This window comes from Vandammella animalimorsus (assembly GCF_002285285.1).
In the GTDB taxonomy this organism is placed as follows: domain Bacteria; phylum Pseudomonadota; class Gammaproteobacteria; order Burkholderiales; family Burkholderiaceae_C; genus Lampropedia; species Lampropedia animalimorsus.
On record NZ_NSJF01000003.1, the window covers coordinates 19204 to 31136 of the forward strand.

Sequence of the window (11933 nt, forward strand, 5' to 3'; positions counted from 1 at the left end):
CTGTGCCTGCGGGCATGGCCTGTTGGCCTGTCTCATTTGGCTCCCCGACCTGGGCTCGAACCAGGGACCTGCGGATTAACAGTCCGTCGCTCTACCGACTGAGCTATCGGGGAAAACTGGTGCGCAGCTGCCGCTGCCTACTGTTGTGCGCCAACGGGCACGCCAACTGCGCTTGGAATCGGTGGCTCCCCGACCTGGGCTCGAACCAGGGACCTGCGGATTAACAGTCCGTCGCTCTACCGACTGAGCTATCGGGGAATAAGCGCGAGATTATATAGCGAAAAAACCGCACCAAAAAAACGTCGTGCAGTCCAAAGCCGCAAGTCTGCGGGTTCATCTCTATCGACAAGCCCGCCCAGCGGCCCGAAAGTGCCCGCCAGCACTGCCCGGCGCGCCCGGCCCGCTGGTGGCAGGCCCACGCAGAGGATTTGGCATGACAGAGTCTCCCCCCGCCACAGATGCGGCCGCTGGCCAGCGCGCCGTGGCCCAGAACGTGCAGGCGCTGGCGGCGTTCCTGCAGCAGCACGCGCCTTTTGACGCCATGGAGCCAGCCCATGTGTTGCATTTGCTGCAGCACAGCGCGCTGGTTTTTTTCGCTGCGGGCCAGCAAATCCTGGGCCCCGAGGCGCCGCGCGTGGCGCATTGGTACATCGTGCGCCAGGGCCACGTGGTCGGCCAGCGCGCTGAGCTGGCGCAGCCGGTGCAGCAGCAGGAGCCCGACACCCCGGTGCAGCTGTTGCCCGGCGACGCCTTTCCGTTTGCCGCCATTCTGGGCGAGCGCCCCACGCGCCGCCGCTATACCGCCGCCGAGGACAGCTTCTGCCTACAGCTGCCGGTGGCGCAGTTCGTGCAATTGCTGGAGATCTCGCCCGTGTTCCGGCAGTTTGCGCTGCGCGGCGTCAGCGGGCTGCTGGCGCGCGTGGGCCAGCACATGCAGCTGGGCGCACTGCAAACCCTGCACGAGGCCGATGCGCTCAACACCCCGCTGCGCAGCCTGGCCACGCGCGCGCCGCTGACCTGCAGCCCAGCCACCAGCGTGCGCGAAGCCGTCGGCCTGATGCACGGCCAGCGCACCAGCAGTATTGCCATCACCGATGCCGATCTGCACCTGCAGGGCATCTTCACGTTGCGCGACCTGCGCGCGCTGGTCATCGCCCCGCACGCCGACCTGGATGCGCCCATCGGCCAGGTCATGACCGCCGCGCCCATGTCCCTGCACCCGGACGACAGCGCTTTTGACGCCACCATGCTGATGGCGCGCCACCACTTCGGCCACCTGTGCCTGGTCGAAGACGGCGTGCTGCGCGGCGTGATCTCCGAGCGCGACCTGTTCGCGCTGCAGCGCGTCGATCTGGTGCACCTGGCGCGCGCCATTCGCAGCGCCGCCTCGGTGGCCGATCTGGCCACGCTGCGCGCCGACATCGGCCGCCTGGTGGCCAACATGCTGGCGCATGGGGCCAGCGCGGAGCAGGTGCTGCGCATCGTCACCCAGCTCAACGACCACAGCGTTGAGCGCGTGATCGAGCTGATGCTGGCCGAGCATGGCGACCCTGGCTTGCCCTTTGCCTGGCTGGCCTTTGGCAGCGAGGCGCGCGGCGAGCAAACCCTGCTGAGCGACCAGGACAACGGCCTGCTGTTCCTGGCCGACGAGCCGGCCCAGGCGCAACAGGCTCAGGCCCGGCTGCTGCCGCTGGCCAAGGCCATCAACCAGACGCTGGACGCCTGCGGCCTGCACTGGTGCCCGGGCGAGATCATGGCCAGCAACCCGGCGCTGTGCCTGGCCGACTTCCAGTGGCGCGACTTTTTCGACCGCATGCTGCTGCAGGCCCAGCCGCAGGACGTGCTCAACGCCACCATCTTCTTTGACATGCGGCTGGCCTGGGCCTCGCCCAGCGCCCATGCGCGGCTGGAGCAGGCCGTGCAGCAGCTGCGCGCCTACAGCCTGGAGCGCTTCCAGCAGGAAAGCGCTTTCCAGCGCCTCATGGCCAGCTTCGCGCTGCAGCGCACGCCGCCGGCCATCGGCGGCGCGCAGGGCCTCAAGCACCGCCTGATCCAAGCCCTGGGCGCGGCCCAGGGCGGCGCCACGCTGGACATCAAAAAGCAGGCCCTGGCCATCTGCGTCGATGCCGTGCGCATCCTGGCGCTGGCCCAGGGCTGCAGCGCAGCCTCCACCGTACAGCGGCTGCGCTGGCTGGGCGAGCGCGGCCATTTGCGCCCAGAGCGCGTCAAGACCTATGAGGACGCCTTCAACTTCCTGCAGCAGCTGCGCCTGCGCCACCACCAGCGCCAGCAGCAACAAGGCCAGCCGCTGGACAACCTGATCGCGCTGCAGCAGTGCAATACGCTGGAGCTGCGCGTGCTGCGCGCCGCGCTGGCCGAGGCCGCCCGCCTGCAGGACGCGCTGCGCCTGAACTACCGCCTATGAGCTCTTCCATGTGGCAAACCCTGCGCCAATGGCTGGGCGCGCGCCAGGCCGCCCCGCTGCCCCCTCTGCTACCGCCGCAGCGCCATGAACTGCAGCAGCGCCTGGCCCAGCTGCAGCCCTTCGCCCAACCCGGCGCGCAGCCGCTGGCCACGCAGGCGCTGGTGGTGTTCGATCTGGAAACCACCGGGCTGGACCGCCAGCGCGACAGCGTGCTGTCCATCGGCGCGGTGCGCATCCAAGCCTGCGGCGCCCAGCCCGGCATCGCCCTGGGCCGCAGCTTTGCGCGCGTGCTCAAGGTGCCGGTGCCCATCAGCCCGCTGGGCCAACTGTTTCACGGCCTGACCCAGGGCGACCTGAGCCAGGGCCAGGACCCGCGCCTGGCCCTGCTGGAGCTGCTCGAATGGGGCCAGGACGCGCTGTGGCTGGCCTGGCACGCCTGGTTCGACCAGGCCATGCTGCACCGCGCCGCGCAGCAATGGCTGGGCGAGCACGCACCCAGCAGCCGCACCGGCAAGCTGCTGCTGCCCCTGCCTGGCGTGTGCGATCTGGCGCAACTGTTGCCAGCCCTGCTCGGCCCCTGCCCAACGGCGCTGCAAGCCGATATGCCGGACAAGGCACCCGTCATCTCCGGCGATCACGACCTGGACGCCTGGCTGCAAGCCCTGGGCCTGGCGCACAGCGCCCGCCACGACGCCGTGGCCGACGCCATGGCCACAGCCGAGCTGGCCCTGATCGCCCTGGCCCATGCCCAGGCCCAAGGGCTGCAGACCTGGGGCCAGCTGGCCAGCCTGGCCTCGCAACGCGAACGCGAGCAACAGCAGCCAGGGTTTTGAGCACCCGTTCGTACGCTTGCCCCGCTGGCGCCCCGCGCAGCTTGCGCCTGGCTGCATCGCCCTGCCCTGCCTTGCCTTCTGGGCGCGCTACCATAGCCGCCGCCCGCGCCCTGAGCGCCTGTTCAAAGTGAGCCTGTTCAAAGCGCCACTGCAACGCACGGCACGGGCTTTCGATGGCCACGCACTCACTCCCCTCATGAACGCTTCCACCCGCCCCCCCGCCGCCTGCGTCATTGCCACGCGCGAAAGCCGCCTGGCACTCTGGCAGGCCCAACATATCCAGCAACGCCTGCAGGCCCAGGGGCTGCAGGCCACGCTGCTGGGCATGACCACCCGCGGCGATCAGATCCTCGACCGCAGCCTGAGCAAGGTCGGCGGCAAAGGCCTGTTCGTCAAGGAGCTGGAAGCCGCGCTGGCCGATGGCCGCGCGCACCTGGCCGTGCACTCGCTCAAAGATGTGCCCATGGAGCTGCCCGCAGGCTTCGCACTGGCCTGCGTGCCCGAGCGCGGCAATCCGCACGATGCCTTCGTCTCCAACCACTACGCGCGGCTGGAAGACCTGCCCGAAGGCGCCGTGGTCGGCACCTCTAGCCTGCGCCGCCAGGTGCTGCTGCAGCACCTGCGCCCGGATCTGCGCATCGAGCCGCTGCGCGGCAACCTGGACACGCGTCTGCGCAAGCTCGACGAAGGCCAGTTCAGCGCCATCGTCCTGGCCGCCGCCGGGCTGGAACGCCTGCAACTGGCCAGGCGCATCCGCATGCAGTTCACGCCCGAACAAATGCTGCCCGCCGCAGGCCAGGGCGCGCTGGGCATCGAAGTGCTGGCCGCCCAGCCGCACACGCCCCAGGCCCAGCAGCTGCAGACCGCCTTGCAAGCCTTGTCGCACCTGCCCACTTGGCTGGCCACTGCCGCCGAGCGCGCCGTCAGCCGCGCCCTGGGCGGCAGCTGCTCCGTACCGCTGGCGGCCCATGCTGTTTGGGCCGAGGCGCCAGACACGCTGTGGCTGCGCGCGGCCTGGGGCGACCCACAAGGCCAGCGCCCCCTGGTGCAGGTGCAGGCCAGCGCAGCCATTGCCACGCTGGCCCAGGCCCAGGCGCTGGGCGAGCAGGTGGCGCAGCTGCTGCGCCAGGCCGGGGCCCAGGTTTAAGAGCCTGTTCAAAATCTCGGCGCGAGTGGGCAAGAAGCGGTTTGGGGTGGGCTGCAAGGCGCAAAACGCAGCCATAGCTGGGGCTATGGCGAGGCTTTGCAACGCAGCAGAGCGCCAAAATCCGCTCTCTTGACCGCCGTGCAAAGATTTTGAACAGGCTCTCAGAACCTGCCTCTCAACTGCTGCGGGATTGACCGGAGGCCCGGGCGGCAGCGCCGGCGGTATGATGCGCGCCGCACTCCGGGGTGCGCGCCTTGGGTGTCGGCTCTGAACACCGGCTCCAAAGGCGCGCTGAGATGGCCCAGCGCCAAACCCGTCAACTTGATCCGGTTAGTACCGGCGTAAGGATGAGCTGGCGGCCGCCAATGCGGCCCATGCAGCCCAGGCCCTTGGAACACAGCTTCCTGGGCCTGGCGACCGCAGTGGGCCGGGCCTCCGGGGTGAAAAAGCGACTTTCCCCCCTGATTGCGAGGCCCCATGAACGCACCTGAAAAACTCTCTTCCCTCAAGCAACTGCTGGCGCTCACGCGCGAGCCGCTGCCCGCCTCCAGCAAAGCCTATCTGCAAGGCTCGCGCGCGGACATCCGCGTGCCCGTGCGCGACATCCAGCTCACCAACGGCGCGCAGGCCAGCGTGTACGACACCAGCGGCCCCTATACCGACCCGCAGGCGCAAATCGATGTGCGCCGTGGCCTGCCCGCGCTGCGCCAGGCGTGGATCGAGGAACGCGGCGACACCGAAACCTACGCCGGCCGCCTGGCCCACATCCTGGACGATGGCGGCAAGCACGAAGGGCGCGATGCCGAGCGCATCGTCCAACTGCGGCAGGAAGCGGCCGGCCTGCAACGCCAGCCGCGCCGCGCCAAGGCTGGAGCCAACGTCACGCAAATGCACTACGCGCGCCAAGGCATCATCACGCCCGAGATGGAATACATCGCCCTGCGCGAAAACGGCCGCATGGAGTGGCTACGCGAGCACCTGGGCGATGCCACGCGCGAGGCGCGCCGCCGGGGCAACCCGATGGGCGCGGTGATCCCCGACGTCATCACGCCCGAATTCGTGCGCGACGAAGTGGCGCGCGGGCGCGCCATCATCCCAGCCAACATCAACCACCCGGAGATCGAGCCGATGATCATCGGCCGCAACTTCCGCGTGAAGATCAACGCCAACATCGGCAACTCGGCTGTGACCAGCAGCATCGAGGAGGAGGTGGAAAAGCTCGTCTGGTCCATCCGCTGGGGCGGCGACACGGTGATGGATCTGTCCACCGGCAAGAACATCCACACCACGCGCGACTGGATCATCCGCAACAGCCCCGTGCCCATCGGCACCGTGCCCATTTACCAGGCGCTGGAAAAAGTGGGCGGCATCGCCGAAGACCTGACCTGGGAAATCTTCCGCGACACGCTGATCGAGCAGGCCGAGCAGGGCGTGGACTACTTCACCATCCACGCTGGCGTGCGCCTGCCCTTCATCCACCTCACCGCCAATCGGGTGACGGGCATCGTCAGCCGCGGCGGCTCCATCATGGCCAAGTGGTGCATCGCGCATCACAAGGAGAGCTTCCTCTACACCCACTTCGAGGAAATCTGCGAAATCATGAAGGCGTATGACGTGAGCTTCAGCCTGGGCGACGGCCTGCGCCCCGGCTGCGCGTCCGATGCCAATGACGAAGCCCAGTTTGCCGAGCTGCGCACCCTGGGCGAGCTGACGCAAATCGCCTGGAAGCACGACGTGCAAACCATGATCGAAGGCCCCGGCCACGTGCCCATGCACATGATCCAGGAGAACATGACCGAGCAGCTCAAGCACTGCCACGAAGCGCCGTTCTACACCCTGGGCCCGCTGACCATCGACATCGCCCCCGGCTACGACCACATCGCCTCGGCAATAGGCGCGGCCATGATCGGCTGGATGGGCACGGCCATGCTGTGCTACGTCACGCCCAAGGAGCACCTGGGCCTGCCCGACCGCGATGATGTGAAGCAAGGCATCATCGCCTACAAGATCGCCGCCCACGCCGCCGACGTGGCCAAGGGCCACCCGGCCGCCCGCGCGCGCGACGACGCCATCAGCAAGGCGCGCTTCGAATTCCGCTGGGAAGACCAGTTCAACCTCGGCCTGGACCCGGACACCGCGCGCGACTTCCACGACGAAACCCTGCCCAAGGACAGCAGCAAGACCGCGCACTTTTGCAGCATGTGCGGCCCCAAGTTCTGCTCCATGAAGATCACGCAGGAAGTGCGCGACTTCGCCGCCGCCAAGGGCTTGAGCGAGCAAGAGGCGCTCAAGGCCGGCATGGATGAAAAATCCAAAGAATTCGCCGCCGGCGGTGGGGAGGTCTATATCCCGATCCAGAAGGCTTGAGCGGGTCTTGGTCGGGCCTTGATCGAACCTACTGACAAAGCCGCACCCGCATGGTCATCCTCGCCACCACCCGCCAGGGCTTTGAATCGCTGCGCGCCCTGATCGACACCGGAGCGCATCCGGTGTGGGTTGGCGCCAGCGTGCTCACGGCAGGCGAAATCCAAGCCTGGCGCGCGCAGGGGCTGGATTTGACCGTCTTCGGCCACGACATCGACCCGCGCCACCCAGGCCAGCTGGCCGCCGCGCTGGACACCGTGGCCGAGCACTACCCTGGCGAAGTGGTCTGGGTCGATGCCCGGTGAATGCAAGCGCCCATCACGCAACAAGTCAGAACAGCTTAGCTTGCCAAGGCGAAACCTTGCCTCTGCACACGGCGTGCCGCCCAGAGCCGTGCAGGCAAGGTCAGTGCCGTGGCGTCAGAGCCTGTTCAAAGTCTCGGCGCGAGCGGGCAAAAAGTGGTTTGGGATGGGCTGCAAGGCGCAAAACACAGCCATAAAACACAGCCATAAAACGCAGCCATAGCTGGGGCTATGGCGAGGCTTTGCGGGCGCAGCAGACCGCCCAAATCCACTTTCTTGCCAGCCGTGCAGAGACTTTGAACAGGCTCTCAGAGTAATCCCCAGGGGATGTGCGCACTGCCGGCGCTGATAATGGGCGCTTCCGGCTGGACGCCGCTTTTTTTGATTTTTGAGGGAGTGATTGATGAATACAGCTCCTGTTGCACCATTGGGCGAGACCCAGGCAAGCCAACCATCCACCCGACAGGCTTCCTGGCACGCCAGCCACCGGCGCTTGCATGCCTTGGCGGCGCTGTTCGCCTCTGCGGCGATGACGGCTTGTGGCGGCGGCGGAGGCGATGAGCAAACGCCAGCGCCCACTCCCGCCCCAGCGCCTGCTCCAACCCCGGCGCCAGTCCCCACTCCAGGGCCGACGCCAACACCTGCCCCAGCGCCTACGCCTGCTCCTGCGCCAACCCCTGCCCCGACACCAGCGCCCACTCCGGCGCCAGCGCCGACGCCACCTGCACCGGCTCCAGCTCCAACGCCGGCTCCAGCTCCAACGCCCGCACCAGCACCAGCACCAGCACCAGCACCAGCACCAGCACCAGCACCAGCACCAGCACCAGCACCAACGCCCGCTCCGGCACCAACGCCTGCGGCCAACCCATGGCGCGCCAGCCAGATGTATGCCCCGGGCGAGGTCCTGGGCGATAACCTGCGGGCGCGCCCCGTGCGGCCTGGCGGGATCGGCGTGGCGGTGGACAACGACAACAACGCCCTGATGCTGGCAGTCAAGCCGCTGCCGCTGCGCGGCCAGACGCCCGTTGCAGGCGAGGCGCAATCGGCCATCCACATCGTGCGCGGCAAGGTGGATGCAACAGGCCAGGTCAGCTGGGACCCTTCTCAAATCCTGGGCAGCAGCACCCTGCCCACGCACGAAGTGCACATTCACGAGCGCGCCGCCTATACCCGCGTGGCCATGTCGCCCGCCAATGGCCATGCCGCCGTGGCCTGGGCCAGCAGCGATGTGTGCAGCGCCACGGCCTACGACAAGGCGCCCAACCGGTGCTACTACCTGTACCTGTCGCAATACGACCCCGCCACCAGCACCTGGAGCGCGCCGCAGGTGGTGACCGACCTGCCGCTCAAGGCCGATATCCGGGCCGCCTACTTGACCGACCCCGTGCAGCTGCGCGTGGACAACGCCGGCAACGTGGCCATCATGCACACCTACTGGATGCAGCGCCGCGGCACCCCGCCCCTGATTGACCCCACCGTGGCGCACACCGCCGTGAGCTGGCGCCTGGCCAGCGCCCCCGTCTGGCGGCGCCACATCTTTGCCGAGCACAGCAGAGAGACCTTCAACGTGCGCGCCAGCTTTGACCTGGACAACAACGGCAACATGGTCTGGGCCGGCACCGTGCCGCGCGACAGCAAGCACAGTCAGGTCGTAGTGGCGCGCGGCACGCTCAGCGCAGGCTTTGGAGTGGCGCAGCGCATCGATACGGCGGGCCCCTCCGCCAGCGCCCTGCTGGGCCGCGTGCGCGTGCACCGCGGCCTGGCGGCGGTGGACTGGGCGCAGTCCGTCTCGGACGGCCCGGTGTACCGCTTCGACCGCCACCTGGCCGTCTCCCCCGCCGCTGGCCAGCCCTGGCAGGCCAGTCAGGTCCGGCAGCAAATCCATGGCAAAACCGACTCCGACATCCGCAGCAGCTTCCACCGCGACGCCCTCTACCTGCTGGGCATCACCAACGCGGGCGAAGTGCTGGCCTACGACTTCATTCGCTACGCCCTGGAGCCCAGCCAGACCTGCGGCGTGTACGTGCGCACACCCGACGGCGCCATCAACCGCAAGGATCTGCCACAGCCGCTGTGCAGCGCCACGCGGCTGTCCAGCCTCGACCGCCGCACCATCAACCGACGCGGCGACGTGCTGTACCTGAGGGAAGATGGTTTGTGGCGCCACTACACCGCGGCCACCCACAGCCTCGTCAGCAGCGGCGACCGGGCGCTGACCGGCAGCCACAACCTGCTGGGCCCCACGCTGGTGTATGACGTGCAGGCCGCGCTGAACAACAACGGCGGCGCAGCCGCCATCTACTGGACGAACTACAGCGAGCTGCCCACCGACGCCAATGGCCAGGGCACGGAAAACGGCCAGCGCAACCTTTGGGGCTTCATCCGCTGAGAATCTCGGCGCCGAGCCTCCTCTTTAGGCGGCAGGGGTAAGACCGAAGAAGTGAGAACGCCATGAACGTCCTGGGCACGCTGCGTCAGCGATGGCACTGGCTGCCGAGTCAGGCGCGTCGATTCGTCATGGTGATCTTCGTGTGTGGCATGGTCACTACCGTCGGCTACAGCGTCTTTCCACTGGGCACTGGTTGTACGGGATGCGCGTTGATACCCGCTGATGAAGGGGGGCGGCGTGGTCTGACCTGGCCTTATATCGGCGGTGGCGTGCTGCTGATGTGGATTGCCCTTGCCGTGCTGTGGGGGTGGGCCTGCTTGCGCTGGGCCGTGCTGTTTTGGTATCCCGTGATTTTTGGGCTGGCCTATCAAAACGGCGTATGGCGAGGCGCGTGGTCAAGCCGGCCCGTGGATTGGATGATGTTGGCGTTCATCAGCATCATCCTCTTCGCCGTGGTGTTCAAGCCCGTTCGAGATTTCCCAGATACACCTGACTCATCCACGCACGCCCGGCGAAGAAACAAACCTGCAAGCGACAGCGATAGCGCCGAACCGTAAACATCTGCGGTGCCGATTACCCCCGAACGCAGCGATCCAGCTTGGCCAGCAAGGCAGCAGGCTCCCATCCGTATCCACAATACCCCGCCCCCCGGCACAGAAAGCCTGAACAGGATGGCATGGCTCTCCTTGGCGCTGCGGCGCTCACTGGCGCTGCAGCCCCTGGGCCGCAGGGGCCTGGCTCTATGGCCAGGACGCGGCCTTGCGGCACGCAGACCCAGCAGGCATTGCTGTAGGTCTGCCGGTAACGGCGCCCGTTGTGTTCGATGCTGGCGCAAACGGGGGCGTACTGCTCGGTGCAGGCGTGTGCGCAAGGCCCCTGGATGGGGTGCTGCGGCGATGCGGGCGACGCCACTACCACCGCAGCACCAGCAGCCGGGGGCGAAGCGCCCGGCCCTGGGCTGCTGCAGGCGGCCATGGCCAAGCCAAGGGCCAGCAAACAGGGATGCCATGAACGAAACATGCGCTGCTCCTTTCTCAGAGCCTGTTCAAAATCTCGGCGTGAGTGGGCAAGAAGCGGTTTGGGATGGGCTGCAAGGCGCAAAACGCAGCAGGCCGCCCGATCCTGAGGATGAGCGCGGCGCGTAGATTTTGAGGACAGGGCCAGAACCTGTTCAAAACCCACCGGGGGCTTTGCCTGCCACGACCCGGCAGCGCAGCGGATCGCGCTATGCTGCGGCCTGTTTTCAAGCCCGCCCCACAGGCATTGCATCCATCATTCCCCCATGCGTCGCTATTGGCTTTTCTTCTCGCAAACCGTCACGGTCATGCTGGCCGGTTATTTCATCGTTGCCACGCTCAGGCCGCAATGGCTGGCCGATGCGCCGGCCACTGCGCCAGCAGCCGTTCAGGGCACGCGGGTTCCACCCGCGCCCAGCGGAGCATTGGGGCAGGCGCCTGCCCCTAGCCCAGCCCCAACGGGCAGCCTGCGCCAGGCGGCCGAGCGCGCTGCGCCTTCGGTGGTCAGCATCGACACCCGCACCACGGTGCGCCATCCCTACGCCAACGATCCGTTCTTCCGGTACTTTTTCGGCGAGGTGCCCAATAGTTCGCGCAGCGGGTTGGGCAGCGGCGTGATCGTCAGCGCCGATGGCCATTTGCTCACCAACCACCATGTGGTCGAGGGGGCAGACACGATTTCCGTCACGCTGCACGATGGCCGCGAGTTCAGCGCCAAGGTCATCGGCAGCGACCCCGACTCCGACCTGGCAGTGCTCAAAATCCAGGCCAGCGGCCTGCCCGCCATCCGCATGGGCGATGTCAACGCCATGGCCATTGGCGACACGGTGCTGGCCATTGGCAATCCGTTCGGTGTGGGGCAGACCGTCACCAGCGGCATCATCAGCGCCCTGGGCCGCAACCACCTGGGGCTCAACATCTTCGAAAACTTCATTCAGACCGATGCGGCCATCAACCCCGGTAACTCCGGCGGGGCGCTGGTCAACACTGCTGGCGAGCTGGTGGGCATCAACACGGTGATCTTCTCCAAGTCGGGCGGCAATATGGGCATTGGCTTTGCCATCCCGACCGATTCGGCGCAGTTCGTGCTCGACAGCGTGCTGCGCAACGGGCGCGTGGTGCGCGGCTGGCTGGGCCTGGTCTCTGACCCGCTGACGCCGGAGCTGGCCCAGGCCACGGGCGCGCGCAGCACCAGTGGCGTCATCGTCACGGGCGTGCTGCAGCACAGCCCTGCGGCACAAGCGGGCATCCGCCCAGGCGATGTCATCACCGCCGTGGGCGATCAGCCGGTACACGGCGTGCCGCAGCTGCTGGCCAGCGTGGCCATGCTCCAGCCCCAGGTGCCCACGCACCTCACGGTGGAGCGCGGCGGACAATCGCAGCGCATCAGCGTCACCCCCAGCGAGCGCCCGGCCACCACCGGCCGGCAGCGCCGCCGCTGAACGCGGCTCAAACGC

Annotated in this window: 9 protein-coding genes, 2 tRNA genes and 1 riboswitch; of the genes, 8 read left to right on the forward strand and 3 right to left on the reverse strand. The window is 67.6% G+C overall.

Features of this window, described 5'->3' with window-relative positions; translation table 11 throughout:
- Nucleotides 1-37: 37 nt before the first annotated feature.
- Nucleotides 38-113: transfer RNA gene (locus CK620_RS06555), tRNA-Asn, on the reverse strand.
- 69 nt (nt 114-182) lie between these two features.
- A tRNA-Asn gene (locus tag CK620_RS06560) sits at nt 183-258 on the reverse strand.
- A gap of 175 nt (nt 259-433) precedes the next feature.
- Between CK620_RS06560 and CK620_RS06565 the strand changes: the two genes are divergently transcribed.
- From CK620_RS06565 to CK620_RS06585, 5 genes are all read left to right on the forward strand, one after another.
- Complete coding sequence (locus CK620_RS06565; protein ID WP_095549652.1) at nt 434-2425, forward strand: DUF294 nucleotidyltransferase-like domain-containing protein; 1992 nt, start codon at nt 434-436, stop codon at nt 2423-2425.
- Between the two features lie 8 nt (nt 2426-2433).
- Entirely contained in the window at nt 2434-3258 is an 825-nt protein-coding gene (locus CK620_RS06570) for a 3'-5' exonuclease (RefSeq protein ID WP_179290592.1), read from the forward strand.
- A 196-nt stretch (nt 3259-3454) separates the two neighbouring features.
- On the forward strand, nt 3455-4405 hold the full coding sequence (gene hemC / locus CK620_RS06575) for a hydroxymethylbilane synthase (protein WP_095549895.1): 951 nt from the start codon (nt 3455-3457) through the stop codon (nt 4403-4405).
- 231 nt (nt 4406-4636) lie between these two features.
- A riboswitch (TPP riboswitch) is annotated at nt 4637-4771 on the forward strand.
- 111 nt (nt 4772-4882) lie between these two features.
- Nucleotides 4883-6772 (forward strand): phosphomethylpyrimidine synthase ThiC, encoded by a 1890-nt coding sequence (gene thiC / locus CK620_RS06580; RefSeq protein ID WP_095549654.1) that lies wholly within the window; start codon nt 4883-4885, stop codon nt 6770-6772.
- A 50-nt stretch (nt 6773-6822) separates the two neighbouring features.
- Nucleotides 6823-7074, forward strand: coding sequence for a hypothetical protein (locus tag CK620_RS06585; protein ID WP_095549655.1), 252 nt, complete (start codon nt 6823-6825; stop codon nt 7072-7074).
- Nucleotides 7075-7724: 650 nt separating this feature from the next.
- Here CK620_RS06585 and CK620_RS14395 read toward each other — a convergent pair.
- Complete coding sequence (locus CK620_RS14395) at nt 7725-7940, reverse strand: hypothetical protein (protein WP_179290593.1); 216 nt, start codon at nt 7938-7940, stop codon at nt 7725-7727.
- A 14-nt stretch (nt 7941-7954) separates the two neighbouring features.
- Here CK620_RS14395 and CK620_RS14040 point away from each other — a divergent pair, with 14 nt between their 5' ends.
- The 3 genes from CK620_RS14040 (at nt 7955) to CK620_RS06600 (ending at nt 11918) form a co-directional block, all read left to right on the forward strand.
- Nucleotides 7955-9460 (forward strand): hypothetical protein, encoded by a 1506-nt coding sequence (locus CK620_RS14040; protein WP_179290594.1) that lies wholly within the window; start codon nt 7955-7957, stop codon nt 9458-9460.
- A 62-nt stretch (nt 9461-9522) separates the two neighbouring features.
- Nucleotides 9523-10017 (forward strand): hypothetical protein, encoded by a 495-nt coding sequence (locus CK620_RS06595; protein ID WP_095549656.1) that lies wholly within the window; start codon nt 9523-9525, stop codon nt 10015-10017.
- A gap of 725 nt (nt 10018-10742) precedes the next feature.
- Nucleotides 10743-11918, forward strand: coding sequence for a trypsin-like peptidase domain-containing protein (locus CK620_RS06600; protein ID WP_095549657.1), 1176 nt, complete (start codon nt 10743-10745; stop codon nt 11916-11918).
- The last annotated feature ends 15 nt before the right edge of the window (nt 11919-11933 follow it).